Below are 26,338 nucleotides of genomic sequence, written 5' to 3' on the forward strand. Positions count from 1 at the left end.
AAAAAAACAGATGGATGGCTATTTGCCGCCATCTGTTCAGCTGTATTTTCATATTTACCAGAAGTCAAGGGTTGACCACAGCGGTCGCCCTTTTCATCTTAACTATTGAAAAGTATAATAAAACTATTTCCAATGAAGATGGGAGGACCTGTTCATGGAATTACATAAGATTGAACTTGTTGCTGATTGGCTGAAAAATGCTCATCATACAGTCATCCTTACTGGAGCCGGGATGTCGACGGAAAGTGGTATACCGGATTTCCGATCCAGAGAAGGCTGGTGGAAGAAAATCGACCCGATGACAGTTTCTACAATAGAGGCACTTGAAAACGAATATGAGATGTTCCATGGCTTTTACAGCTTAAGGTTGGAAGATTTGACAACCTGTCAACCACATAAAGGTCATAAGCTTTTATCTGAATGGGAGGAGCAAGGGTTTGTTAGCGGGATCATTACACAAAATGTAGATGGATTTCACCAGGAAGCGGGAAACCAAACGGTTCATGAACTTCACGGTTCCCTACGATCGATCTTTTGCTCAACCTGTGGACATCCTGCTGATGAAGAAGCTTTTTTGAATCAGAAAGCTTGTTCAGAGTGTCAAGGGCATTTACGGCCTGATATTGTCCTGTTCGGTGAAATGCTGCCGCAAGAGGTATGGGGACAAGCCATCCGATTGATCGAGGAATCAGATCTATTGATCGTCATCGGCTCGAGCCTTCAAGTTTCCCCCGCGAACGAACTGCCTTTTTTAACAGATGGAAAAAAGGTGATCATAAATAATGAGGCAACACTTTTACATGATCAATTCGATTTACAGCTTGTAGGAAGAGCTGGGGACGTTCTCGAAGTGATCAATAAGCAAATGAAAGGAGGGGAGCTTACATGATGGGTCTTAAAATACCGAAGGAAGAGCGCGATCAATTGGTCAAGAACATTCAGGGATATTTCATCGATGAACGTGGAGAAGAAATTGGAGACCTTGCTGCTGGGCTCATGCTGGACTTTATTCTGAAAGATGTCGGGCCTTATTTGTATAACCAGGGTGTACGCGATGCGAAAAAACTCGTTCAAGAGAAAATGTTCAATGTTGAAGAAGATATGGACGCCCTCCAGCGACCGATCGAATTACATAAACGTTATTAATTCAAAAACTGAATAGGATTAAATCTTCCATTTTCCAACTTATTTTTATATGGAATAATGAAGTTCAAGAGGCCGGCCACTTTGATGGGACGGTCTTTTTCATGTGTAGAGGTCTCTCATGAAGAACAACCATCCTGTATGTATCGAGGGCTTCCACTACTTGATCCATGTTTGTCGGGACAAATCCTGCTGAATTTGTTTTTACAACGTAGTGCATTTCTCCGAATCACAGGTCAGGATATTGTTGTCAGATAACCATTGTGAATAATCCTTGGCTGTCAGGCATGTAATAAATAAAATAACGAAAAAATACTGCAATTGCAATGAAGATTGCCCTTTCAGTCCTAAATTATCTAAAATGATTTTCAGAATTGTTGACATCCTTTCCATACCCATCTATAATTGCAGCAAATTTCATAAAGCTTAGGGAAGCTGGATGAGTTTCCAGCCTTGAAATGACAGTCAATCCACCTGAAAAAGGGATAAGGTAACGGAACTGAAGAGGGTCATCGCAACATTCCATTAAAAGGGAATCCATCTTTAAGGAGGAATTTTAGTGAGAAAGAAGAATTCTGAAACACCAAGACCGGACCATGACCAAGAAGTGATTCGTGCCATGACTGATAAAGAAATTGAAGCTTTTCACAGAAAAACATATGAAAAATATTTTCGGGAAGCGAAACAAAGAAAAAGCACCCGTAGAAAATAGAGGTAAAAGTAGTGAAGAATGAGATGCTGCATTTGGTGTTTGTTTACGGAACACTCCGCAAGAATGAATGTAATGCCCATGTGTTGGGGAATGCGAAATGCATTTCCAGTAATGCCTGGATCCATGGGACATTATTTGATACTGGATTCGGGTATCCAGCAATAACTTTATCGGATTCGGGTAAAGTTTACGGAGAGATTTATGAGGTGAAGGCTGAAGATCTCCCAAAGCTGGATGAACTTGAGGGATATATAGGACCTGGAGCTGACAACCTGTACGAACGTAAAAATTGCTTAGTCATGACTGAAGGGGGACCAGTCGAAGTGATCATTTACACTGTCGATCATAACCGGGATTTATGTAAAAAGGTGATTTCGAGTGGCGATTGGCTTAGACGATAGACTAGATTACCATCCGATACCGGGTGGTTTTTTAATGGAGAAACCTATGAATATCCCAGAGGAAAGGTAGGTTAGTACTGGATATCTCCAGGGTTTATTAGCAATGCGTAAATTAAATGGACTTGATTGTATACACATCAAGTTGACGATCCCACTTGGTGATCCGTGTTTCCTTCTGCATACCAATTCTGGTGGCCACAGCTGCCGATGGGGCATTTTCTGGCGCTATCAGTGAAACAAGTTTCGGGTACTTGCATTTTTGAAGGCCGTATTTGAGGCAAGCATATGCTGCTTCTGTAGCATAGCCTTTCCCCCAATGGTCCCTTACAAACAAATAGCCGATTTCCATCACTACCTCCCCATCGATTTTCTGAGGGACGATACCGCATTGACCGATAAATTCACCGGTTTCCTTCAACTCCACTGCCCATAAACCGACGTTGTAAGCATTGTAGTTATTATGATTCCAAGCAATCCATTCTTTTGCATCCTGTTCGGATTTAGTAGAAGGATAAAATTTCATCGCCACTGGATCGGAAAAGATTTTCATTAAATTTGAGAGATCACTTTTCCGGATAGGACGTAGCTTCAACCGCTCAGTCCGTAGTTCAAACATAGACTCCCCCCTAAAATACTCACAATATAGTCCGCCAAACTCATTATACGTCAGCACCAATATACTATACAGCAGTGCCTACAGCAGTGCCAGGCACCAAATGAAACCTCAACAGCGGCAACGGTTTTGAGATGGTGCCAGGCACCGATGATCAACCGCGTAAGATGAGGAAGGAGAGGAACCAGACAGCATGGTTTTGTTCGTCTGCAGATGCTCGACGGAATATGTCTTTCAGGTAAGGTGAGCGGGCTTTGTCAGCGATGTCCTGGTAAAAGTCTGCTGTTTCCTGTTCATCAACAAAAGATGCACGGAGACCTTTCTGATAATCATCGGGGCATTCCTCTGTTATTTCTGGCTCTGGCTGCCGGCCTGTCAGAGTAGATCTGCACAAACGTCTGAAAGTGCCTGATTTCATTGATTTGCTCCCTTTCTGTCTTATCGGGTGCATTCCTAGCTAATTTTTCATAACATTGGATGGCACTGTATTCACCATTGATCGCTTTTTGTATATCTTTTATTAACTCCATCAATTCCATCGGTTGTCGATACATTTACATATGACAAACACCTCCGAAATTTTCTTTGGTATCATATGCCCATGCCCCATCTTATGTGATATTCCATGGTTCCCTATAAAAATCACTCATGTTCATTTCAATTTTCCCATAAATTAGATTATGCAAAAAGTACTGGCTAGGAGGGAACGCATTGAAAACTGAAGAAGCGCGCTTACGTGACATTCAAGCTATGGCATTTCATGTGATGGACGATATTCACTTGAACAAGACACCAAGGAATGAAAAAGATCTGAAGACCGCAGTGGATTACTTATCGAGAGCGGTGGGGATGTTTGCAGATCCTAGTAAATGTGTCTCACTGGATTATGTCGAGGAAAAAGTAAGCAAAGCCTATCAACTTATCGTAAAGAAAAAACGTGTCCAGAAAACGCTAAAGGTGAATTGAGTTGTATGAGAGGGTTCCAGAGGTGGGGCTCTCTTATTTATAGTGGAATAAAGAAAACTTGCCATAGCCAAGCCTTGGTGGAAAGCTGAGCCTCAGTTGCACTGATACTTCGTTCGTAAACTTTTCTGCTGCGCCGGTTAGCTGCATCGCTGAAAAATTATAATTTTTTTAACGGAAAATATAGACCGGCTCAAGAGGAGCCAGTCCATTCAAAGGGGAGGTAGGATAATTGTTAGGGGGAACCTGACTTCAAAATATAAGTTCAAAGGAACCTCCTACTAATATAGACGGAGGACTTTAAAATAAGTTGCAGGAAATTTCAAGTTAATTAGAGAAATATATATGAAGAAGCGAACAAGGGTTCCTTTTGTTTGTTTACAAATGAGGAGGTATTTAGAATATGAAGGAAGTATTGATTGTCATTGATGTACAGCAAGCAGTTATGGAGCATGCATATGAAAAAGAAACGATCATCAACCGGATCTCTATGCTGATCCGCAAAGCACGTTTGAACGGAGTGCCTGTAATCTATGTACAGCATGAAGATTCTGCAGGACCACTTAAACGCGGGGAAACTGGTTGGCAGTTAGATGCCTTATTGGAAAAGCCGCAGGAAACAGACCATGTGATTTATAAAACGAAACCCAATTCGTTCGCTGGCACTAGCCTGAAAACTGTCCTCGAGGAGCTGGGAGCGGAGCATCTATTCATATGCGGGGCTCAGACGGATTACTGTGTCGATTCCACATGCCGTGGGGCTTTTGATGCTGATTATGATGTCACATTAATCAAGGACGCTCATACGACCATGGACAACGACCATTTTAAAGCAGTCCAGATCATCGATCATACCAATATTACCCTCTCCAACTTCTGGAGTTCCAACGCATCCATCATACTGCAAACCGCTTCGGAAGTACCCTGGATGAAAGAAATAATAGAAAAATAAAAAACGATAAAAACCCCGTAAGGTTTTCTCGATTTTTACGTTATATAGGTAAGGAGGAAAAAAGGAGGGTCAAAAAGTGATAACTGAATCGCTGTGCACAATTGTCAAAGACACCCGGTCACTACATAACTATTTTGAAAAAGAAATCGAACCCTTCAGGAAAGATCTATGGAACTATTGCCGCTATGTAACCTGCTCTCCATGGGAAGGTGAAGATCTTTTTCAAGAAACGCTCTTGAAGGCATTTGCCATGCTTCCCCAAATATGGCAGCCGCTCAATATCTCTTCCGTATTGCAACCAATCACTGGATCGATGAATGCCGTAAAAGAAAGGTAAGGGTAGAGGATGAAGGACCGATTCTCGAAATGGATCCTCAATCCATCAATGCATTCGATATTCGGGAAGCATTGGAAGTATTAGTGCAGCATCTTACCCCAAAGCAAGTTACAGCAATCTTGTTGATGGATGTATTTCAATTCAAAGCGACAGAGATTGCGAATATGGTTCACTCGACAGAAGGAGCGGTCTATGGGATTGTGCACCGTGCCCGTAAGACGCTTCAGAAGGTTGATTCATTTGAAAAAAAGCATTCCACCTGTGAGAAATCCCAGGACCATACCGAAGTTGTCGATGCTTATCTGGAGGCATTCAATAAGAGGGATGTAGAGCAAATACTTCGACTGACAAGTGATACGATCCATATGGAAGTCTCCCCTGGATTCCAGGAGTTTTCCAAAGGCGATGTCGAAAAGGGTTCCTTGCGGGCAGGAATCATGGGAAAGAAGGCTTACAGAGAAAACCTATGGGGCAAGGAAGTCATCATTGTGGAAGCGGAAACCGAAGATGGCATGCAGCTGCATGATGTGCAATATCAAGAAGTATCACAGGGTAAAATCGTACGCCATAAGAGTTTTTTCTTCTGCAAAGAATTGCTGACGACGATCGCAGATACGCTAGACATTCGACTGCAAAAATTGAAACCACCGATAAACTGGGAATAAGCATTAGGAGGCTATGAAAAATGAAAATCACAAAAAGCCCGATTAATCGGGTCGGATCAACTTTCGTTCATGTAAAGGATCTACAGAAGACTGCTGAGTGGTATGCTGAGCTGCTAGGAAAAGAAAAACCACAGGTTGATCCGAAGAGCCCTGTACACTATGTCGATTTAGGGAATGGCGGGTTTCTACTTGATGATGATCGTAACAACAAACCAGGTACTGAAGCGAACCTCATGCTTCATACTGATGATATCGATGGAGCTTACGCTTTTGTAAAAGAAAAGGGAGGAACGATAGTCCGGGAGATTGAAAGACACCCTGACGTTTCCTTTTTCAATTTCAAGGATCCAGATGGGAATGTACTGATGATCTGTGAAGAACACAAATAAGGAATTTAAGGGTGACACATCAGAGGAATAATCATTAAGGGAATTGTTACCTCGGCAATTCCCTTTTTCTTTTAAATTGTGATAGTATTTGAAAAGAACATACATAGAAAGCAGGGATGATGAAATTAACAAGAAGTTGATCCTGATTTTTGCAGGGGCATTCGTCTCAGGTATAGTCCTTATTGTACTGACCTCTTATATAATCGTTACACCAGAAGAAACAGCCGAAAATTTCATAGAGGATCTTGAAGCGGGTAAGATCAATGATGAATCCGGTCGAGACCAAAAGTCGGAGTTGGAGGAATTCATCCAGTTCGGGGAGAGGAATGACCTGGAAAATACACGAATGGTTATTAATTCTGCAGAGAACATTGACCAGGCTTATGAGGTCACTGCACAATTCCAAGCCTATGAATACAAGGATGAAGATTCGGAAGTCATTGAATCTTATGATGGGAGCCTAGTGATAAGAATGAAAAAAGTCGGCTTCCGCGAATGGGATATCATTGACGTTAAAATCAATCCGTACAAATAAAGACTAGGGGGAGTCATGGATGTTCATTTATCCTATCGATGAAGTCCTATCTTTAAAACTATTAGAAAAAAGGGATATTCCTGAATTATTCGCTCTCGTCGACCGATCTCGAGATTACTTAAGAGAATGGTTGCCGTGGGTAGATGGAATGAAGAAAGAAGAAGATTATGAACCTGTCATTGACATGTGGCTGAAACAATTCGCTGAGGATAATGGGTTCCAGGTTGGAATCATGTACGAAGGGGAGCTTGTCGGAATGATCGGTTATCATCTGATCGATCATGCCAACTTAAAAACATCCATTGGATATTGGCTGGCAGAAGATCATCAAGGAAAAGGCATCATGTCAAAAGCGACTAGAGCACTTGTCGATCATGCATTCAACACCTTACATCTCAACCGTATCGAGATCCAATGCGGAATGAAGAATGTAAAAAGCCGGGCAATTCCAGAGCGATTGGGATTTGTAAAAGAAGGTGTACTGCGAGATGCAGAATACATATACGATCATTTCCATGACTGTGTGCTTTACAGCATGCTGAAAAAAGAGTATGAATAAACATGAAAAGGCTGCCCCATAAGTGACAGATGGGGCAGCCTTTTCCTTATTAGGCTTTGTTAAATAGTAATGTTGATTTTTTCATGTTTTCTAAAGTGATATTCGCAACACTCCAGCGGGAAAAGCGAGCCAAGCGAGAGCGACTTTCGTGGCTAAACAGAGCGATTCCGCTTTTCTTTAGTTAAATATTCCAACATCCTGATAAACGTAAGGGGAATCAGGACTTTTGATTCTTTCGACATTTGTCACTTCAATCATCGGAATCGTAGAATCATTGTAATTCGTTTTCTTTATTGTACCTGTCACTTTCACCCATTGATCATCTTCTATTTTCTGAAGGTCGGTTCCTTTCGCCATGGTGCCGACTACAGAAGTATCAGCTGAACAACAACTCATAAGATATCGTGCTACTACCAGCTCATCATTACCCATGTCGTTTTCACGATAGGCGAAGCCTTCAATTTCAATCGTCTTGCCCTGGAACTGATCAAGGAAAATACTCAAGGTATCAAGGAGATCGGAATATTTATCATCCGTCACGACCACTTTATCTTTGTTTTTATATTGATCGGCAAGGTCTGCATAATACTCATCGTAATCATAGACTCCATCATCTGCCGTTTGGCTATTGGAAGAATCAGAAACTTCCTCCTCCAAATCTTCCATATATCCCTCAGGGTCTTCTAGAAACTCATCTGCATTAGGTGTGGAACTTTTGGAACTTTCAGAGTCTGCCTGCTGGGCAGGTCGATCTTTCTGCATTACGCTGCCATTGAGGGAGACCCCCTTTTTCTGCGCCATCGAACTATCCAGAATCTTTTCAGGAAAAACAAATCCCGTCAGCAGAGGCAAAATGAAAAGGGAATATACAAAGAACCGTATGAATGGATGCTTTGTTTCCTGATGATCATGTCCACAAAGACAATGCTCTTCTGAGTCCTCAGAGCGAAACAATTGGATGATCCCAAGTATGAAGAATGTCCCCGTAGCAAAATACATGAACTTCATCATCTGTGGCGCAATATAATATTGGATTTGCCCGGTATAGATAAGGGCACTCATCAAGAATGCAAATCCAAATAGAATGATAGATCGCAGATTGATATAGAATTGATTATTCAAGGTATCCACCTCTATAAGAATAATAGTTGAAACAAGAGGATCGCAATAAACACAGTTACAGTAATGACTAACATAAGGGTAAGTACAAATTTCTTCTTAAAGTACGCAAGAAGCATCAAAGTGTTCTTGATATCAAGCATTGGCCCATATACAAGAAAAGCCACAATAGAAGCCGTACTGAAAGTTGATTGGAACGAGACAGCTACAAATGCATCCGCTTCAGAACAGAGTGATACAAGGTATGCAAATCCCATCATGATTAAGCTCGAAGACCACGTTTCTGTTCCGATCGAAGCGATGAACTCACGACTTACAAAAGCTTGGAACGAACTAGCCAGTAAAGCACCGAATAATAGATATTTACCTGTATCAAAGAATTCGTCAGACATATGGTACATCGTCATTTTCCATTTGGAGGGTTCGGTACCATGATTGTGGGCGTGTGTATGAGTTTTGACTATTTTAAGCATATCTTTATTTTTAAAAATGGTATAGATGATTCCACCGATAACGATCGCTAAGATGAATCCCAAACCCATCCGCGCATAAACCACTGTCATATCCGATCTGAACGCATAAAAGGTAGATAAGAAAACAACTGGGTTTAAAATCGGGGCTGCAACAAGGAAGACAACGCCAATATGCAAAGGCATCCCTTTCTTGATCAACCTTCTGACAACAGGGATGATGGCACATTCACACACCGGAAACAGTGCGGCCATCACTGTTGCAGGAACCAAAGCGATGTATCCTTTCTTCGGTGTGAATCGTTTGATTGTTTCCTCCGATACGAACGATTGGATGATTGCCGAAACGAATACGCCTAATAATAGGAAAGGGAACGCTTCTAATACAATACTTAAAAAAATCGTATTTAAATCTATCAGGCTACCTGGGATGTTCAGTGGGACAGCAGAACTCTTGATCTCTTCGATAAAAAGAAAACCGAAAAGGAAAAGAAAGAATAATAGAAAAATCATGATATTTTCCCGTGTAGATTGTTGGAACATGAATCAGTCACATCACTTTATGTTAATAATTGTTCAAAGCCTTATCCAACGTTTCGATATTCCTTTTCATCAAAGAGAAATAATCTTCCTCATTTTCGATATCTTCTTCTGTAAGGACAGAAAGATTATGAAGGTAAAGGATGTCGAGATCCAATTGGTTCTTGATCGTTTTTGCAGGTTTCGTATTCACGTTCTGTTCAAATAGGATGTATTGGATATCGTGGGCTTTGGATTCTTCCATCAATTTTTTGATCTGTTTTTGTGTAGGCTCATTCGTAGGTGATAACCCCGAAACACTTAGTTGTTCAATTCCATAACGGCTTTCCCAGTAACCATACGCAGCATGGGAAACAAGGATTTCCTTCTTCTCGGTTTGATTAATCGTTTTCTTGAATGACTGATCCAACTCAATGAGATCTGCCTTCAACTCTTCAAAGTTATCCTCGAATTCGTCTTTTGCCTCAGGTTTTACTTCAATAAGTTGGTTCTTGATGTTTTCTGCCAGTTTGACAGCTAATACTGGATCGAGCCAGACGTGATGATCGACATCCCCATGTTTATGATTTTCCCCAGAATGCTCTTCACCTTCTGGATGTTCGCCTTCTGAATCACCGTGTCCATGGTCTGAATGATCTTCATTCTCATCATGGTTTTCATGATCGGCTTCATCCTGGTGATCGCCTTCGTGTTCATTTTCATGGTCATGTTCTTCATCGGTGAAAGCTTGAAGGTCTATCCCTTTGGTTGCTTCAACGATTTTGACATCATCATTTTTCAATGTCTTGACTGCTGAATCAGCAAAACCTTCCAACCCAGCTCCATTATAGATAAAAATGTCACTTTTAGCTAGGGTAATCATCATTTTTGGTGTGGGTTCATATGTATGGGCATCCACACCTGGAGGCAACACACTCTCAACGTCAACATGTTTTCCTCCAATCCGTTCTGTAAAATCCTTTAATGGAAATAATGTAGTCATCACTTTCACTTGGTCGGAACTGGAACCTTCTTTTGAAGTCTGAGTATCCTGACCACATGCAGATAATATGGTAAGAACAGCAAGTAATACTGTAAAGATTTTTTTCATAATGACAACCTCCCGAATCTTTCTATACAAACAACAGTATATCGTAATGGTTACGATTTTCAAACTGGAATTATTACGATTATCTAAAAAAATATTAAAATATAAATTTGACTGTTAATTCATATGATTTTAGGGAACAGGAACGATAACAAGGATACGATGGAGGAGAACGATGACTAAAACAGAGATCATCCAAAGAAATGTACGATTCAGTCAATGGGTACAAAGTCTTGAATCTTTGACCGATGAGGAATGGTTGAGTCCGGTCAAGCCTGGTAAATGGTCGATTGCAGAGATCATTACGCACCTTATTTACTGGGATCGGTACTTTTTAAAAGAAAGATATCCAAAGATAAAAGCTGGAGCACGGCTGCCAAGATCAATTGATGTCCACGTAATGAACCAAAAGGCTTCGTTATATGCAAAGAGCGGTGTACCCAAGAAGAAGATCATCAAAGAATTTATAGAAACGAGAGACCTGTTGACCAAGGCCATAAATGCCCGTTCAGAGGAAGAATTGGACGCTACTTTCTATGATCGGGGGCACCCTGAAACGTTAAGAAAATGCCTGATCAAGTTTTGTGAGCATGATCGTCACCATAAACACCAGATAGAAGATTTCCTTCAAAAAGAACTGAAAGTAGAAGAGATGAAATGACGAAACTCCGGCTGATCGTTAGCTGGAGTTTTTATCGAGAAGCTAGGTTTGACAAGCAATGATTTGGTTTGGCATAATATAGTGAATTTCATAGAATCATTGGTTTCTAGGGTTCCGCATGTGTATGGCCTGGTCCGAGAGAAACCGCACAATTGATTTGTGTACACGGAGGGAGAAAAGCCCGGGAGGATATCATTACGATATTTTCCCGGTTTTTTTATCCAATATCTAGCCCCAACGCCAAACCATTTGGCTCACTTCAGTCCTCCTGTGGCGGTCGGCACATTGATTTAGATCGAAGTGTCTACCCACTCAGAACCGAATTTTGTTTGGTTCAAGCCTCCTCGTTGGACTTCAAGTGACCTTTGTGGTTGATTAGGGCGTTTACGCTTTTCTTATAGTAGGAGGGATGAGCAATGGCGTGGATTTATCTTTTTATCGCAGGTATTTTTGAAGTGGTTTGGGCGACAGGACTGAAATATACAGAAGGATTCAGCCGTCTGGTTCCTTCCATCATTACAGTCGTCGGGATGGTTATAAGTTTTTATTTTTTATCAATTGCGATCAAAGTGTTGCCGATCGGGACTGCTTATGCCGTCTGGACAGGCATCGGGGCTCTTGGAACTGTTTTCCTTGGGATATTACTGTTCAACGAACCGAAAGATTTTACAAGAATCCTCTTTTTAGGGATGATTTTGGTCGGAATCATTGGCTTGAAGTTCACTTCCTCTTGAAAATAGCACCTACATCAATTGTATGGGACGTTTATCCCGACAACTCCGAAATTTTCTTTGCAATTCTGGAATTATCTCAACAACTAAGAAATTATCTCAACAACTACGGAATTATCCCGACAACTCTAAAATTATCTCGAAAAGTCCAAGGGAGTGACCCTGAAGATTCAAAGTCTTTAGGGTCTCTCTTTTTAAGGATGCACGAGCGAGGAGGATTGCGGATCACCAGGATTGAAGTCAGCGCTAAGACTAATAAATAGATATTGAAGATTTCGACAATTCAATCTATAATTAATGAAAGTATTAATTTTCGGAACAATAAGTCCGAATATCGGAATTTCGGGGTGTATAGATGAAAGACAAGAATACTACAGTCATAAAAGCAATGGAGTTACTGACACTTTTCAAAACATACGAGAGTCTCTCGCTCCTGCAATTGAGCAAGCTGACAGGAATGCCGAAAACAACTGTCTATCGTATGGTCCTATCACTTGCGGAATCAAGGTTCCTGAAGAAAAACCATCATGGTGAATATGAATTGGGACTAGGCTTCCTCCAATATGGACAACTCGTCAGAGAACGGCTGGATATCCGGAAGGTTGCTATACCGGTTATGAGGCAGCTGAAGGATGAACTTGGCGAAGCCGTCAATTTAATTGTCCAGGAAAACGAAGAGGCCATTTATATTGAGAAGATAGAAACGGATAAACCTGTACGGGTTTTTACGGGAATCGGTCGCAGTGCCCCTTTATATGCTGGTGCATGTCCTCGGGTCCTTTTAGCGTTTATGCCGGAGGAGGAACGGGAAAAATACATCGATTCAGTAAAGCTGGAGCCGATTGCTTCTGGAACCATTACTGACAAAGTAGAGCTGAAGGAACGATTGAAAGAGACCAGGGCCAAGGGTTATACGGTAAGCCATGCTGAATTACACGATGATTCTTCTGCTATTGCAGCACCGATTTTTGATCATGGTCATCACATTTTTGCTGGTCTTAGTATCGTAGGGCCTGAAAACCGATTTCGAAATCCTGAAATACTTGCGAGTTTAACTGGGCGGGTGAAAAAAGCAGCCGATGAAATCTCAAGATTGATCGGATGGGAAGGCTGATCATATGGAGGTGCTATTTTGAAGTATGAACTGCATCCGCTAGGAGATTCAGCGGTCATTGTACATCTTGGTGACAAAATCTCAGAGGAAACGAATGTCCTTGTACGGAATATTTCGCTTCTCCTAGAGGAACAACCACTGCCGGGAATGATAGAATTCGTACCCGCGTTTACGAGCGTGACTGTGTTTTATAATCCACTTAAAGTACTCCAAAATGGTAAAAGAAATGGAAAACGAAAACCAGATTCCCCTTATGAGTTGATTTGCGGGGAAATCGAATCGGCTATTCATAAAATTGGACCGGAAAACAAAAGCGAAGCACGAAATGTGGAAATCCCAGTCTGTTATGGAGGAGAGCTCGGCCCCGACATAGAGTTGGTGGCACAACATAACAACCTTACAACCGACGAGGTCATTGAAATCCATACCGAAGCTGAATATTTAGTGTATATGATCGGTTTCGCACCAGGTTTCCCATATTTAGGAGGAATGTCTGAAAAAATTGCCGCACCCCGGAAAGAATCGCCTCGTTTAAAAATTCCTGCAGGTTCAGTAGGGATAGCAGGTTCTCAAACAGGGATCTATCCGATTGAAACGCCAGGTGGCTGGCAGTTGATCGGTCAAACCCCTCTCAAACTATTCGATCTTGATCAGGATCCCCCGACATTATTAAGAGCAGGGGATAAGATACGTTTTCATCCGATCTCAACAACAGAATTCGAGAAATTGAAGGGGGGACAAGAATGAAGATCGTTAAGCCAGGACTTCAGACGACTATCCAAGATGCAGGTCGTTATGGATATCAACGTTTTGGCGTCATCGTAAGCGGTGTTATGGACCAACTAGCCTATCGGATCGGGAACCTATTAGTAGGCAACAGTAATGGGGAAGCATGTTTGGAGATGACGATGAAAGGACCCGAAATCGAGTTTGAAAAGGATGTCCTGATTACGATTACAGGCGGGGATTTCTCCCCGAAAATCAACGATGAACCAGTAAAAATGTGGCGTCCGATCTATATCAGAGCAGGCAGTGTTTTAAAATTTGGTGCATGCACAGTTGGATTCAGATCTTATCTAGCTGTTGCAGGCGGTATTGTCGTACCGGAAATCATGGAGAGCCGTTCAACATATCTACGTGCAGAAATCGGTGGTTTTGAAGGGAGGGCGCTTGACTCAGGAGACTCATTGACGATGGGAGAACGTTCGGAGAGAGCGGATCATATTTTTCAGCAGCTTTCTGATTCTGAGCCTCCATATATGGAGTCCGATTGGTTTTCGGCTGCAGAATGGGGCACGGAAGCGGATCAGAATGGGGTCATCCGAGTCATTCAAGGTCGTGAGTGGAACCGTTTTACGAGAGAAAGCCAGGAGAAATTCACAAATACAGAGTACGAACTGACACCTCAATCTGATCGGATGGGGTTCCGGTTCAAAGGTGAGCGATTGGAGCTTTCAGAACAAGTGGAGATGATTTCAGAGGCTGTTTCGTTTGGAACGATCCAGGTCCCTTCAGAAGGAAATCTGATCACATTGTTGGCAGACCGGCAAACGACCGGGGGCTACCCTAAAATTGCTCAAATTGCTTCGGTTGATTTTTCAAAGGTCGCTCAATTGAAGCCAGGAGCAAAGGTACGCTTCAAACTCGTAACCCATAAAGAAGCTGAGTCTTTGTACCTTGAACAGGAAAGGCATCTTCAACAGCTTGAACAGGGCATTTCATTAAAGCTGAGAGAGGGAGGAGAGTCATAATGAACACAGTAGATCTGAATTGCGATTTAGGAGAAAGCTTCGGGACTTATAAAAAGGGAGCGGATGAAGATATTCTAGATTATGTAACCTCAGCCAATATTGCCTGTGGTTTTCATGCAGGTGATCCTTCAGTCATGAGGAAAACCGTCCAACTGGTAATGGAAAAAAACGTCGGGATCGGTGCACACCCGGGCCTTCCTGATCTAGTGGGGTTCGGAAGGCGTGAGATGCACATCTCAGCACAGGAAGCTTATGACATGGTCACTTACCAAATCGGTGCACTTTATGGTTTTGTAAAAGCCGAGGGCGGTATCATGCAGCACGTAAAGCCGCATGGGGCACTCTACAATATGGCAGCGAAAAATTCGGAACTTGCAGAGGCCGTTGCAGAAGCGGTTTATAAAGTCGATCCCGAATTGATCCTATTCGGATTATCTGGAAGTGAGCTGGTCAAAGCGGGTAAAAAGACAGGAATTCGTACAGCAAGCGAGGTTTTTTCGGATCGGACGTACCAGGAGGATGGTTCCCTTACATCTCGTACACTTGTCAATGCATTGATTGAAGAGGAGGAGAAATCCCTTCAGCAAGTGGTCAGGATGGTAAAGGAAGGGAAAGTGAAATGTCTACAAGGAATCGATATCCCGATTGAAGCAGATACCATTTGTATCCATGGCGATGGCGTCAATGCCTTATCCTTTGCCCGTAATATCCGAGCAGGCTTAAAAGAAACAGGGATTACAATAGAAACGGTCGGTAAGATCGACAAATAGGGGGTACAAGATGAAGCAGTCGAACAGGAGTATTTTGCTTGGCGCGGCGTTCCTGATGGCAACGTCTGCAATCGGACCAGGATTTCTTACACAGACCACTTTTTTCACTGAAGCATTATTAGCAAGTTTCGGGTTTGTCATTTTAGTCTCGATCATCATTGATATTGGAGCACAACTGAATATTTGGCGGATCATTGCTGTGTCTGAGAGAAGGACACAGGATATCGCGAATATGGTTTTCCCAGGACTCGGTTATTTCGTGGCGGTACTGATCGTCATTGGCGGTCTGGCTTTCAATATCGGAAATATCGCAGGTGCTGGGTTAGGCTCCAACGTACTACTAGGTGTTTCCCCTGAAATGGGAGCACTTTTCAGTGGAATCATTGCGGTCGGAATATTCCTTTTGCGTGAAGCGAATAAGGTCATGGACCGATTTACCCAGGTATTGGGATTCATCATGATCGCACTTACCGTTTATGTGATGTTCTCTGCATCCCCGCCAGTCGGTGAAGCAGTAGTGAAGACGTTTGTACCGGATACAATCGATTTTATTGCCATTGTTACCCTGGTCGGCGGTACTGTAGGAGGATATATCACATTTTCAGGAGGACACAGGTTACTTGATGCCGGTGTAAAAGGGGTAGATAACCTCTCGGAAGTGACAAAAAGTTCAGTTTCGGCGATCGGGATCGCCTCGATCATGCGAATTTTTCTGTTTTTAGCTACATTAGGTGTCGTTGCACAAGGATTGTCCTTGGATCCCTCAAATCCACCAGCTTCTGTATTCCAATTGGCTGCAGGAAACGTTGGGTATAAAATATTCGGTGTGATCATGTGGGCGGCTGCTATCACATCTGTAATCGGTGCCGCCTATACATCTGTCTCATTCATACGTACGTTCCATCCAAAACTTGAGAAATATCATAAGTGGCTGATTGTCGGTTTCATTTCGGTATCCACATTCGTTTTCGTATTAATCGGGAAACCGGTCAATGTATTGATTCTTGTGGGAGCATTGAATGGATTGATCCTTCCGATATCTCTTGGTGTAATGCTGGTTGCGGCATACAACCGAAAGATCGTCGGAGATTACAGACATCCGTTATGGCTTACGATTTTCGGGGGACTCATCGTGATTGCGATGTCTTATATGGGTATCATCACAATGATCGATCAGATCCCGAAATTGTTCCAGTAATTTTTAGGAGGGGTTAGAGGTGGAGGGAATTAGTGATTTAAATCCATCAGAGGCTAGAGGGTTATTCCGCACGAATGAGTGGGTTAAACCGACGGCTGGTATGTCGAGAGGATATACACAAGCAAATCTGGTCGTCTTGCCAAAGGAGATGGCATTTGATTTTCTATTGTTCTGTCAACGAAATCCGAAACCGTGTCCGGTCCTTGATGTAACGGACATAGGCTCTCCAGTGCCGCAAGTGGCAGCCCCGGATTCAGATTTACGAGTAGATTTGCCGAAGTACAACGTGTATGAAAAAGGCGTCCTCACAAAAGAGATGACAGATATCACCTCATTATGGCATGAGGATTTGGTCGGTTTCCTTTTAGGCTGCAGTTTTACCTTCGAAAGTGCGCTATTGAAAAAGAACATTCCTGTCCGTCAAATCGAAGAAGGATGCAATGTACCAATGTACAAAACGAATCTGAAGTGTATAAAAGCAGGTCCATTTGATGGGAACATGGTCGTCAGCATGAGGCCGATTCCCGCAAGCAATGTGGCTGACGCCGTCAAGATAACATCAAGATTTCCAGCGGTCCATGGAGCGCCTGTCCATATCGGCCACCCCGAACAGATCGGGATCAATGATATCACCCAGCCTGATTTCGGAGATCCAGTAACGGTAAAAGAGGGAGAAATACCTGTTTTTTGGGCTTGTGGTGTCACCCCTCAGAATATTGCGATGAACATGAAACCTGATTTGATGATCACACATTCCCCGGGACACATGTTCATTACAGACTGGACGGATGAGGAATTTGAGGTCCTTTAAGTGAGAGTGTCGTTAGCTTCTTTCCAATGGTTCATCTTTATTCTTGCTGGCAGTGTCGTGGCTCCATTGACGATCGGTGCTGCTTTTGGCATGTCTGTTCCGGAGATCTCCAGCTTTGTCCAAAGGACTTTTTTTGTGATCGGAATCATTTCTCTTTTTCAAGCATGGTTCGGTCATAAAAAACCGATTGTTGAAGGACCGGCTGTTTTATGGTGGGGAGTTTTCCTTTTGTTTGCCGGGCTCGGTTCTGCAGTTTCCTCAGACGGTTTTGAAGTTTTGCGCAGTATCGAGATGGGAATGCTCTTCAGCGGAGTGCTGTTCATTCTACTTAGTATGTTCCGGGTGGTCCATCGCATAAAACGGATTTTCACACCGATTGTCACCGGAACGTATTTCATTCTTTTAGTGGCACAGATCAGCGGGCCATTCATGAAAGGAATCCTGGGGGTCGGTTACTTTTCAGATGGAGTGCACGGGACTGTTGCGGTGCTTGGAATAGTGACTGCTCTTGTGACAATATGGTTTGCAACAAGCGGATGGTTCTATTTGAAGAGTTATTCGGTGTTGTTCGGGATAGCGGTTGGCTGGCTGTTGTTCATATTGTTCGGGTTAGAGAAGAAGATTCCGTTCGAGGCTGAAAACTGGGTCACGTTCCCTGGGGTTTTCGTCTGGGGCACACCTGCACTTGATCTGGGTATTATGATTACTTCTGCGGTAGTCACACTTCTCCTGTTAATTAATTTTGTTGCAAGCATTGATGTTGTTGAAGAAGTGTTAGGGGATTCTTCAGATTCTCGCTACAATCAATCCGGAATAGTGATGGGGATCAGTCAACTCCTTTCTGGCGTGTTTTCAACCATTGGGATGGTTCCGCTTTCTTATACAGCAGGATTCATTTTATCGACAAGGATGAAAGAACGTTTCCCATTTGTATTAGGTAGTCTGATATTGCTGGGATTGAGCTTCTTCCCGACCATTACGATGTTCTTTGCATCAATCCCTGTTCCGGTCGGATATGCCAGTATGCTGCTTGCCTTTTCAAATATGCTGGTCATAGGATTGCAAGCTTATATGAAGATAGACAGGGATCAACAAAGCCTGTTCATCATCAGTCTATCCCTCATGATCGGTATAGGGGTGATGTTCCTGACACCAGCATCACTTTCAGGAGTCCATCCAGCAATAGCTTCAATACTGAATAACGGATTGATCGTCGGCGTCCTCATCTGTATCTTCCTCGAACAAGGAATGAAAAAGAAAGCAAGTGCCAGGCACTGATCCAAAACCGGTGCAGGAGAAGGAATTTAAAAGGGTGCCTGGCACCGATTCGGAACCCTTGCGGGAGAAGGGGTTTAAAAGGGTGCCAGGCACTGATTTGGCCCCTTTGTGCTGCAAGGGTTCTTTTTGTGTGTCAGGTACGCCGGTAAATTGCAAAAAGCATGATATAGGAGAGTATGATGATTGAGCCGACCCACAACCAGGCCATTTCCATGTTACCTGAGTCCATCGCGAGGTATATAGCGGTTGGTACAGTTTGTGTTTTGCCTGGGATGTTTCCGGCAAACATCAATGTCGCACCGAATTCTCCGAGGGCACGCGTAATGCTCAACACACCGCCTGTAATAAGGGCTTGAATCGCTAGGGGCATCGTCACTTTTAGGAAAACCTGCATGTTTCCTGCACCATCAATTTTTGCCGCATCTTCAATCTCGTGGTCAACTGATTCGAAACCGGTTTTGGCAGACTGATACATTAGTGGAAATGAGACGACGATTGCAGCAATGACCGCTGCAAACCATGTAAAAATCAATGATTGGCCAAATAATTGTGTGATCAAATGACCGATTGGGCTGTTGACTCCAAAAATGACGATAAGTAAAAAACCGACAACTGTCGGCGGTAAGACGAGTGGCAGCATCAGCAAGGTTTCAATTACCGTTTTTCCAGTGAAATATTTCCTTGCCATCAATCGACCAATAATAATTCCTAGAATAACGACAATAATCCCAGCTGTAACAGCGATCGTGATCGATAGAAAAATGGGAGACCAAAAGGATTGGACCATAAGATAACCTCAATCTATAGGCTTGAAGCCGAATTTCTTAAAAGTGTCTTTTGCTTGCTGATTTTGAAGATAATCATAAAATTGTTTTGCTCCATCAAGGTTTTGAGTGTTCTTCAGTACACCAGCAGGATATATGATGGGCGAATGTAGGTCGCTGTCAATGAGGGTTTGGACCTTTACTTTAGAAGACGACTTAGCATCCGATGCATAAACAAAACCGACGTCTACATTTCCGGTTTCAATATAGGAGAGGACTTGTAAAACATCTTTACCATAGATGATCTTGTCCTTAACCTGCTTCCAAAGTTCCATGTTTTCTAATGTTTCTTTTGCGTATTTTCCAGCAGGTACGGATTCTGGAGCGCCAATTGAGATTCTTTCGACCTGATCTTTTTTCAGGTCATTAGGAATCTGTATATTTGATTTGTTGGACTTATTCGTAACGAACACTAATTGATTCGATAAAATATTTTTGGTGAATTCAGGATGGAACTGATTTTTTTGATCCAATTGGTTAAATTCCTTTTCAGAAGCAGAAATGAATAGATCCGCCGGAGCCCCCTGTTCAATTTGACGTTGCAATGTACCAGAAGAGGCAAAATTCAGGATGACTTCCATTTCAGGATAAGCATCCTCAAAGTCCTCTTTAATCTGTTGTAAAGCATCGCTTAAACTTGCAGCTGCGTGTACATGCAGCTCCACCTTTTCATTCCCTTGATTTAAACCACCTTGGCAGCTAGTGAGCACCAACAATAGAACCATTAGCACCAGTTTGTAATACCTCATACCCATCACATCCATAAACGCAATCTTACCATCTACTATATCAAAAATAAAAAAGCACTGCCTCTAGGAGATATTGCGAAACGCTGTGCCTGAAACGCTGTGCCAGGCACCAATTCAGAGTCGTTGGGAGAGAAGGGATTCAAAAAGGTGCCAGGCACCGTCTCAGAGTCGTTGGGGGAGAAGGGATTCAAAAATGTACCAGGCACCGCTCAATGCCACTGCCCAATAAAAATACGACCAGGAAAGGAGGTAGGAAGACCCTTCCCGGTCGTTGTCGAATCCTAATCTTATAGATCGTATAATTTTGTGAATTTCTGCTCGAGGTAGTCGACGAGGTATTTGGCATCAAGTTCTTCACCTGTCACCTTCCTGATCAGCTCAGCTGGTGTGTAGAGTTTTCCGTATTGATGGACATTCTCTCTCAGCCATTCACGGATTTTCATAAACTCTCCTCTTCGAATCAACTCGTAGAAGTTTGGCATGGCCTTCAAAACCGTATTTAATATCTGGGCTCCATACAGGTTTCCAAGTGAGTAGGAAGGGAAGTATCCGACACCACCATGGGACCAATGGACATCCTGAAGGACGCCTAAACGATTTGATGGAGGTGTCACGCCTAAATAATCTTCCATCTTCTCATTCCAAATCTTCGGTAGATCTTTCACTGCGATGTCTCCGGCGATCAGGCCTTTTTCGATTTCATAACGGAGCATGATGTGCAGGTTATATGTCAATTCATCAGCTTCGACTCTGATCAGGGATGGTTCCACACTGTTCACCGCTCGATAAAATTCATCCAAGGACACACCGCTCAATTGGTGAGGGAAGTGAGCCGTAATGTCATCGTAAAAATAGGTCCAAAACTCTTGCGTACGGCCGACGAAGTTTTCTAAGAAACGGGACTGTGACTCGTGGATTCCAAAGGATGCCCCGCGGCGGATGACCCGACCTTCATACTCAGGGTTTACGCCTTGCTCGTAAAGGGCATGGCCAGTTTCATGAATGGTTCCGAATACAGCCATACGAGGGTTATCCGGTTCATAACGAGTAGTGATCCGTACATCTCCAGTATTGATACCCATAGCAAACGGGTGAGTCGTTTCATCCAAGCGTCCAGCTTCTAAATCGTATCCAAGTTTACCGATGATGAATTGCGCAAATTCTTTTTGCTTTTCCACATTAAAATTTTGATTAAAAAGATCAGTGCGAGGTTTTCGGGACGATTGCTGAATACGGTTCAACAGGTCGATGCTCTTTTGGCGCAAATCTGAAAAAAGAGGATCAAGCTTCTCAACGGTCAATCCAGGCTCGAATTCATCAAGTAATGCATCATATGGATGTTTTTCATATCCGAAATACGTTGCAAACCGACGTTTCATTGCAATCATTTCTTCTAAATAAGGCTCGAAGTGGGAAAAATCATCCATTGCCCGTGCTTCTTCCCAAGCATCATTTGCATTTGAGGCAAGAACAACATACTCATTATATACATCAGCCGGGATCCGTTTTGACTTTTCATAGTCCTTTTTACGTTCTCTCAGACAAGCTTTTGTTTCAGGATCAAGCTGATTGAAAACATTCGGCCTTGAAAGTATTTCTATGCATCCTCTCATTTCATCCGATACGGAAAGCTTGAAAGTCTCAGTGGAGAGTGTCCCTTTCGCCTTAGCGAAAATCGGTTTCCCCTTCTTTGGAGCATAGGTACGTGCATCCCAGCCAAGAAGTCCTAGAATATTATTGAAATGACAAATCTTTTGATCAATTTCCATAAACTGCTCGATCGCTCGTTGTGCTGTTTCGTCCAAAACTTGTTGCGCCATCCAAAAACCTCCTAATATGAAAATGAATTTACCTACTATATGATATTCTTTCTAAAAAGCCGAAGTCCTTTGAAGCATGAAACAGACTTTCTGAAATCCTATGTAAAGGATATAACGAATCATAAAAAGAGCCTGACATCCAGGTCAGCCTCTTACCATTTACTGTTTATCCAATTGATCTTTTGCACGTTGAATCAATTCGTGGACCATACTACCGCCGATTTGGCCCCCGATACGGCCGGCATCATGAGAACTTAAGTCTTGATTGCCTTTTTCTTTTAAAGGAATACCAAGTCCTTTTGCGACTTCAAACTTGGTCTGACCCGGTTCTTCAACGTGGTAACCCTTCTTTTTCATGACTTCGACTTTAAGCTGATCCAGTTTTTCCCTCGCTTCAGGAACTAAGGGTTTTCGTCTTCCCGCCACTAAATTCGCCTCCTTTTCTGATGGAAAAAGCGGATGCTCTCTTCCATATCATGTAATTGGCTATCCAGCTTCAGACTGCGCAACAAGCCAATCTCCATGCTATTAGTATGCACAGTAAAGAAACAAATTAGTGACGCCTTCTATTATCCTATACGTATTCCTTCAAACCATTCTCCAGTGATTCCTGATTGTGGTGTTGATAGCCATATAATGCTTCTTGAAGACCGAATGTCCCTGCATAGAACTTTGCCCTCGGAAGCAATTTTTCCAGGTCTGGATAAAAGTTGGCCATTTTGTCGACGAACTGGGATCCATACTGCTTGTACAATCCAGCAATATCAATCGCAGGATCGCCTATATGGCTACTGCCGAAATCGATAATCCCGCTTATCTCCTTTTCTACATCATCGTATAGGATATTGGAAATCCCAAAATCACCATGAATGATGGCGGGTGCAAACTCAAAATTAGATCGATCGTTTAAAAACAATTCAAAATGCCTGGTAATCAACTGCTGTTTTTCGAGCCTGATATAAGAAAAAAGGGATTGTTTAATTTTCTCAAATAAATTCTTCCAATAGTCATAGGCTGTATCATTTGAAATTACCATACCAGGAGCATCCTCAGTCGGAATGGCATGAAGCTCACACAGAAATTGCGCTAAATTTTGGGCGATATGTTGTTGTATAGAAGCGGATGAGCCGTTTACGGTCTCTGCATAAAGCGGTTCCCCTGGAATTAACGGGTATCCAAAAAATGCTTGGCCCAATATGTTGGTATCAGTATTGACGAAAACCGGTTCAGGGGTGGGAAGGGTGATGTAAGGTCTGACATAAGAGAGTTGTGCACACTCCATTTGCAGAGATTTTAAAGATTCATCATGTTTAGGGAATCGGAACACCCACTGGTCATTCAAAAAGAGGATGTCGTTGTTTTCACCGAAATGGTTCCAATGAATGGTTCGGATTTCCAGTGAAGGATAAAACGATGTGATACATTTCAAATATTGTTCCAAGTACATGAAAATCCCTCCCTAGTTCTTGATTCGACCAGGAGGGATTAATTCCTTTTATTTTATACGTTAAGAAAGTATAACTTTTCTGCTACTTCGGTTAGCTCTCTGCGGCGGTCGACACATTGATTTAGTTCGAAGTGTTTGCCCACGCAGAACCGAACGACCTTTATGGAGCACTTACAACGCGAAAAACCGATCTTAAGGTACTCATAAGACCTTTGTGAGGCACTTACAACGCGAAAAACCGATCTTAAGGTACTCATAAGACCTTTATGGAGCACTTACAACGTGAAAAACCGATCTTAAGGTACTCATAAGACCTTTATGGAGCACTTACAACGCGAAAAACCGATCTTTAGAGCCTCCTCGTCGGACCTCAAGTGCCCTTCGTGGTAACCAGGGCGTTTAGGCTTTTCTTATTGTTTGGCTTTGTTATAGTTATGTTGATTTTTTTCATAAATGGTGACAAATTATTTGATACTTCTTTTTTTGTGCTGTAAATTCGGTTCTTTCCGTACGACTTTAATGATGGAAATACACATGACGATCAATATGATGGTGAATGGCAAGGCTGCTATCAATGATGCGGTCTGCAGCCCTTGCAGTCCACTACTGATGATAAGGACCAATGCAATTGCCGCCATAAGCACACCCCAGATGAATTTCACGAATCTGCCAGGGTTCAGATCTCCATCTGTCGTCATAATCCCAAGGACAAATGTCGCAGAGTCTGCTGATGTGATCAGAAATGTAAAGATCAGCAGGATGGAAAGCAGCGAGAACAAGAATGAAAAAGGCAATTGTTCATAGGTTACGAATAAGGCTGTTGTGACATCCTCGTTAACAAGCCCTGCGATATCGGTCCCTTGTAAAAGGTCCAGGTGTAAGGCAGTGCCTCCAAAGATTGCAATCCACACGATAGCGAGAAATGGAGGGATAATCAATACCCCGAACACAAATTCCCTGATCGTTCGACCACGTGAAACTCGTGCAACGAATGCTCCGACGAATGGGGACCATGCGATTACCCAAGCCCAATAAAAAACCGTCCAATCTCTGACCCAGGTTCCGCCGGTATAAGGTGTCAGTCGGAAGCTCATCTCTATGAATTTGGATAAATAGTCACCAATACCGAGGGTCATACTGTTCAATATGAATACGGTCGGCCCTATGATCAGCATGGCAAGCATCAAGAATAAAGCAAGTCCCAGGTTCAGGTTACTAAGCCATTTGATCCCTCTATCCAAGCCAGTCATTGCAGAAGTAAGGTAAAGGATAAGTAAAATACCGGTGATGATCAATTGCATCATGCCATTATTTGGTAGCCCAAATACGGTTTTCAGACCACCATTGATTTGTAGGATCCCAAACCCTAGAGAGGTAGCGACTCCAGTAATGGTCGCTATAACTGCGAGGATATCGACCGTTTTTCTGAGGGTGGTTTTTCCCGTCTTACCGATCAAGGGATTAAACGTTGTGCTGATCAGTCCTTTTTCTTTCCTACGGTACTGGAAGAAACCTAACGCAAGTCCCACAACCGTAAATACAGACCATTGATGGATTCCCCAATGGAAAAAGGAATACCGCATGGATACTCTGGCCGCCTGTTCAGATTGCCCTTCTATGCCCATGGGTGGACTGAAAAAGTGACTCATCGGCTCTGCAACGCCCCAAAATACGAGTCCGACCCCGAACCCGGCACTGAAGAGCATGCCGATCCATGTGAAAAAAGGATATTCTGGTCTTGATTCATCTCCACCTAAACGTATTTTACCGTACCGGCTGATCGCCAAAACTAAACAAAAGATTGTAAAGAAAAAGACCGAGATAAGATAAAACCAGCCAAAGGCATAGGTTGTGAAATCAAATATACTACCTGCGTTATCCCCTAAGCTTTTAGGTGACACTGCCCCCCATATGACAAACAAGAAAACGATTATGGATGACGCCCAAAACACCACATTCCTGTGGGGAGCTTTTCCTTTCAGATTTTCCAATTTGTTCTCCTCCTTTATTCAATTGCTGTGACTAATAGTGCATATTATTTAACTATACCCACTCAGTAAGTTTATTAACTTAAATATAAGATAAAGGTATAAATTCATCAGAATTATATTAGAATTGTAAAATGAAAGGATACCTGAAAAGGAGTTTACTGATAATTTTCGGTTAAGCTGAACCTATTGTGGTCATCATCCATAAAAAAGCGTACAATAGATTTAAAATATTATGCATTTTTAAAAAATTATCTATTATGAAACATTTTCAATATTCGTACGTACAATATATTAAAATACTCCTTTAAAAGGGAACTGAGATACATATCCGGATGGAAACATGATAATAAACGGTGAAAGGGTGATTGGCTTGGAATTGACCGCAAAAATTACGATCGATTTCATGGTAGAGGGAAGCAAGGAATTTTATGTAGAATTGCTAGATATACCAGAAGAAGTATCAGCAGGGGAATTACAAGAATTAGTTGATAAACGTGCAAAGAAAGTGAAAGAAATCAAATCAGCAGAAATTCTCAGCTCATCAATTAAAATTGACAGGACAAAGCCTGTAAGACATTAGCTCAGAAATAAAAGACTTCGATGGTACAATAGAGTGACCCAATAAAATGAGACAGGAAAAAACACCACCTAAGTCGTATAAACAAATATCGACATATAGGGGTGTTTTTCTTATGGGGAAGAAGAAAA

At 42.5% G+C, this 26,338-nt stretch carries 31 protein-coding genes, 1 pseudogene and 1 riboswitch; of the genes and pseudogenes, 21 read left to right on the forward strand and 11 right to left on the reverse strand.

Annotation, left to right across the window (positions count from 1 at the left end):
* Nucleotides 1-154 precede the first annotated feature (154 nt).
* The 4 genes from L1611_RS15890 to L1611_RS15905 all read left to right on the forward strand — a co-directional run bounded on the left by L1611_RS15890 (nt 155) and on the right by L1611_RS15905 (nt 2,256).
* Nucleotides 155-889: an SIR2 family NAD-dependent protein deacylase gene (locus tag L1611_RS15890; RefSeq protein WP_236314692.1), complete on the forward strand. Its 735-nt coding sequence runs from the start codon at nt 155-157 to the stop codon at nt 887-889.
* A complete protein-coding gene (locus L1611_RS15895; protein ID WP_236314693.1) occupies nt 886-1,146 on the forward strand; it encodes a DUF2164 domain-containing protein in 261 nt (86 codons plus the stop codon). The genes L1611_RS15890 and L1611_RS15895 overlap by 4 nt, the downstream gene beginning before the upstream one ends.
* Before the next feature lie 556 nt (nt 1,147-1,702).
* Nucleotides 1,703-1,855: a hypothetical protein gene (locus L1611_RS15900; protein ID WP_236314694.1), complete on the forward strand. Its 153-nt coding sequence runs from the start codon at nt 1,703-1,705 to the stop codon at nt 1,853-1,855.
* Between the two features lie 26 nt (nt 1,856-1,881).
* Nucleotides 1,882-2,256, forward strand: a complete 375-nt coding sequence (locus L1611_RS15905) for a gamma-glutamylcyclotransferase family protein (RefSeq protein ID WP_236314734.1) — start codon at nt 1,882-1,884, stop codon at nt 2,254-2,256.
* 112 nt (nt 2,257-2,368) lie between these two features.
* Here the strand turns inward: L1611_RS15905 and L1611_RS15910 are convergent, their stop codons facing one another.
* Together L1611_RS15910 and L1611_RS15915 are read right to left on the reverse strand one after the other, a co-directional pair.
* The gene (locus L1611_RS15910) at nt 2,369-2,872 is read right to left on the reverse strand and encodes a GNAT family N-acetyltransferase (RefSeq protein WP_236314695.1); all 504 of its coding nucleotides are present in this window, start codon (nt 2,870-2,872) and stop codon (nt 2,369-2,371) included.
* Nucleotides 2,873-3,023: 151 nt separating this feature from the next.
* Nucleotides 3,024-3,423 (reverse strand): annotated as a pseudogene (locus tag L1611_RS15915) (ferritin-like domain-containing protein).
* A 157-nt stretch (nt 3,424-3,580) separates the two neighbouring features.
* Between L1611_RS15915 and L1611_RS15920 the strand changes: the two are divergent.
* The 7 genes from L1611_RS15920 (at nt 3,581) to L1611_RS15950 (ending at nt 7,269) form a co-directional block, all read left to right on the forward strand.
* Nucleotides 3,581-3,835, forward strand: coding sequence for a hypothetical protein (locus L1611_RS15920; RefSeq protein WP_236314696.1), 255 nt, complete (start codon nt 3,581-3,583; stop codon nt 3,833-3,835).
* Between the two features lie 400 nt (nt 3,836-4,235).
* On the forward strand, nt 4,236-4,784 hold the full coding sequence (locus L1611_RS15925; protein WP_236314697.1) for a cysteine hydrolase family protein: 549 nt from the start codon (nt 4,236-4,238) through the stop codon (nt 4,782-4,784).
* Between the two features lie 76 nt (nt 4,785-4,860).
* Nucleotides 4,861-5,121, forward strand: coding sequence for an RNA polymerase sigma factor (locus L1611_RS15930; RefSeq protein WP_236314698.1), 261 nt, complete (start codon nt 4,861-4,863; stop codon nt 5,119-5,121).
* Nucleotides 5,049-5,786: an RNA polymerase sigma factor gene (locus tag L1611_RS15935; protein WP_236314699.1), complete on the forward strand. Its 738-nt coding sequence runs from the start codon at nt 5,049-5,051 to the stop codon at nt 5,784-5,786. Before L1611_RS15930 ends, L1611_RS15935 begins: the two co-directional genes overlap by 73 nt.
* Nucleotides 5,787-5,806: 20 nt before the next feature.
* Nucleotides 5,807-6,175, forward strand: a complete 369-nt coding sequence (locus tag L1611_RS15940) for a VOC family protein (protein ID WP_236314700.1) — start codon at nt 5,807-5,809, stop codon at nt 6,173-6,175.
* A gap of 88 nt (nt 6,176-6,263) precedes the next feature.
* Entirely contained in the window at nt 6,264-6,710 is a 447-nt protein-coding gene (locus tag L1611_RS15945; protein ID WP_236314701.1) for a hypothetical protein, read from the forward strand.
* 19 nt (nt 6,711-6,729) lie between these two features.
* The gene (locus L1611_RS15950; RefSeq protein ID WP_236314702.1) at nt 6,730-7,269 is read left to right on the forward strand and encodes a GNAT family N-acetyltransferase; all 540 of its coding nucleotides are present in this window, start codon (nt 6,730-6,732) and stop codon (nt 7,267-7,269) included.
* 177 nt (nt 7,270-7,446) lie between these two features.
* Here L1611_RS15950 and L1611_RS15955 read toward each other — a convergent pair whose 3' ends face one another.
* Genes L1611_RS15955 through L1611_RS15965 form a run of 3 tightly spaced genes read right to left on the reverse strand, consistent with a single transcriptional unit; the run spans nt 7,447 to nt 10,488 of the window.
* Nucleotides 7,447-8,391 carry a TIGR03943 family putative permease subunit gene (locus L1611_RS15955; protein WP_236314703.1) on the reverse strand — a complete coding sequence of 315 codons (945 nt, stop codon included), beginning with the start codon at nt 8,389-8,391 and terminating at the stop codon, nt 7,447-7,449.
* Between the two features lie 11 nt (nt 8,392-8,402).
* Complete coding sequence (locus L1611_RS15960; RefSeq protein ID WP_236314704.1) at nt 8,403-9,401, reverse strand: permease; 999 nt, start codon at nt 9,399-9,401, stop codon at nt 8,403-8,405.
* 22 nt (nt 9,402-9,423) lie between these two features.
* On the reverse strand, nt 9,424-10,488 hold the full coding sequence (locus L1611_RS15965; protein WP_236314705.1) for a metal ABC transporter solute-binding protein, Zn/Mn family: 1,065 nt from the start codon (nt 10,486-10,488) through the stop codon (nt 9,424-9,426).
* A 172-nt stretch (nt 10,489-10,660) separates the two neighbouring features.
* Between L1611_RS15965 and L1611_RS15970 the strand changes: the two genes are divergently transcribed.
* The 9 genes from L1611_RS15970 to L1611_RS16010 all read left to right on the forward strand — a co-directional run bounded on the left by L1611_RS15970 (nt 10,661) and on the right by L1611_RS16010 (nt 18,799).
* Nucleotides 10,661-11,146, forward strand: coding sequence for a DinB family protein (locus tag L1611_RS15970; RefSeq protein WP_236314706.1), 486 nt, complete (start codon nt 10,661-10,663; stop codon nt 11,144-11,146).
* Nucleotides 11,147-11,241: 95 nt separating this feature from the next.
* Nucleotides 11,242-11,336, forward strand: a riboswitch (guanidine-I (ykkC/yxkD leader).
* Between the two features lie 226 nt (nt 11,337-11,562).
* Nucleotides 11,563-11,880: a quaternary ammonium compound efflux SMR transporter SugE gene (gene sugE / locus L1611_RS15975; protein WP_236314707.1), complete on the forward strand. Its 318-nt coding sequence runs from the start codon at nt 11,563-11,565 to the stop codon at nt 11,878-11,880.
* 352 nt (nt 11,881-12,232) lie between these two features.
* Entirely contained in the window at nt 12,233-12,991 is a 759-nt protein-coding gene (locus tag L1611_RS15980) for an IclR family transcriptional regulator (RefSeq protein ID WP_236314708.1), read from the forward strand.
* Between the two features lie 18 nt (nt 12,992-13,009).
* On the forward strand, nt 13,010-13,738 hold the full coding sequence (pxpB, locus tag L1611_RS15985) for a 5-oxoprolinase subunit PxpB (RefSeq protein WP_236314709.1): 729 nt from the start codon (nt 13,010-13,012) through the stop codon (nt 13,736-13,738).
* Nucleotides 13,735-14,742 carry a 5-oxoprolinase subunit C family protein gene (locus tag L1611_RS15990; RefSeq protein ID WP_236314710.1) on the forward strand — a complete coding sequence of 336 codons (1,008 nt, stop codon included), beginning with the start codon at nt 13,735-13,737 and terminating at the stop codon, nt 14,740-14,742. The genes pxpB and L1611_RS15990 overlap by 4 nt, the downstream gene beginning before the upstream one ends.
* Nucleotides 14,742-15,512, forward strand: coding sequence for a LamB/YcsF family protein (locus tag L1611_RS15995; protein ID WP_236314711.1), 771 nt, complete (start codon nt 14,742-14,744; stop codon nt 15,510-15,512). Before L1611_RS15990 ends, L1611_RS15995 begins: the two co-directional genes overlap by 1 nt.
* A gap of 10 nt (nt 15,513-15,522) precedes the next feature.
* On the forward strand, nt 15,523-16,710 hold the full coding sequence (locus L1611_RS16000) for an NRAMP family divalent metal transporter (RefSeq protein WP_236314712.1): 1,188 nt from the start codon (nt 15,523-15,525) through the stop codon (nt 16,708-16,710).
* 19 nt (nt 16,711-16,729) lie between these two features.
* The gene (locus L1611_RS16005; protein ID WP_236314713.1) at nt 16,730-17,521 is read left to right on the forward strand and encodes a putative hydro-lyase; all 792 of its coding nucleotides are present in this window, start codon (nt 16,730-16,732) and stop codon (nt 17,519-17,521) included.
* Nucleotides 17,522-18,799 (forward strand): purine/pyrimidine permease, encoded by a 1,278-nt coding sequence (locus L1611_RS16010; protein WP_236314714.1) that lies wholly within the window; start codon nt 17,522-17,524, stop codon nt 18,797-18,799. It begins immediately after the preceding gene.
* 133 nt (nt 18,800-18,932) lie between these two features.
* Here L1611_RS16010 and modB read toward each other — a convergent pair whose 3' ends face one another.
* From modB to L1611_RS16040, 6 genes are all read right to left on the reverse strand, one after another.
* Nucleotides 18,933-19,586, reverse strand: a complete 654-nt coding sequence (gene modB, locus L1611_RS16015; protein WP_236314715.1) for a molybdate ABC transporter permease subunit — start codon at nt 19,584-19,586, stop codon at nt 18,933-18,935.
* Between the two features lie 9 nt (nt 19,587-19,595).
* The gene (gene modA / locus L1611_RS16020) at nt 19,596-20,372 is read right to left on the reverse strand and encodes a molybdate ABC transporter substrate-binding protein (protein WP_236314716.1); all 777 of its coding nucleotides are present in this window, start codon (nt 20,370-20,372) and stop codon (nt 19,596-19,598) included.
* 287 nt (nt 20,373-20,659) lie between these two features.
* Nucleotides 20,660-22,192 (reverse strand): carboxypeptidase M32, encoded by a 1,533-nt coding sequence (locus L1611_RS16025; RefSeq protein ID WP_236314717.1) that lies wholly within the window; start codon nt 22,190-22,192, stop codon nt 20,660-20,662.
* A 159-nt stretch (nt 22,193-22,351) separates the two neighbouring features.
* Nucleotides 22,352-22,618, reverse strand: coding sequence for an alpha/beta-type small acid-soluble spore protein (locus L1611_RS16030; protein WP_236314718.1), 267 nt, complete (start codon nt 22,616-22,618; stop codon nt 22,352-22,354).
* A gap of 148 nt (nt 22,619-22,766) precedes the next feature.
* The gene (locus tag L1611_RS16035) at nt 22,767-23,639 is read right to left on the reverse strand and encodes a phosphotransferase family protein (RefSeq protein ID WP_236314719.1); all 873 of its coding nucleotides are present in this window, start codon (nt 23,637-23,639) and stop codon (nt 22,767-22,769) included.
* A gap of 464 nt (nt 23,640-24,103) precedes the next feature.
* Entirely contained in the window at nt 24,104-25,621 is a 1,518-nt protein-coding gene (locus tag L1611_RS16040) for a glycine betaine uptake BCCT transporter (protein ID WP_236314735.1), read from the reverse strand.
* Between the two features lie 349 nt (nt 25,622-25,970).
* Between L1611_RS16040 and L1611_RS16045 the strand changes: the two genes are divergently transcribed.
* Nucleotides 25,971-26,210, forward strand: coding sequence for a hypothetical protein (locus tag L1611_RS16045; RefSeq protein WP_236314720.1), 240 nt, complete (start codon nt 25,971-25,973; stop codon nt 26,208-26,210).
* The last annotated feature ends 128 nt before the right edge of the window (nt 26,211-26,338 follow it).

The sequence above is a fragment of the Pseudalkalibacillus salsuginis genome (assembly GCF_021646685.1).
GTDB lineage: Bacteria > Bacillota > Bacilli > Bacillales > Fictibacillaceae > Pseudalkalibacillus > Pseudalkalibacillus salsuginis.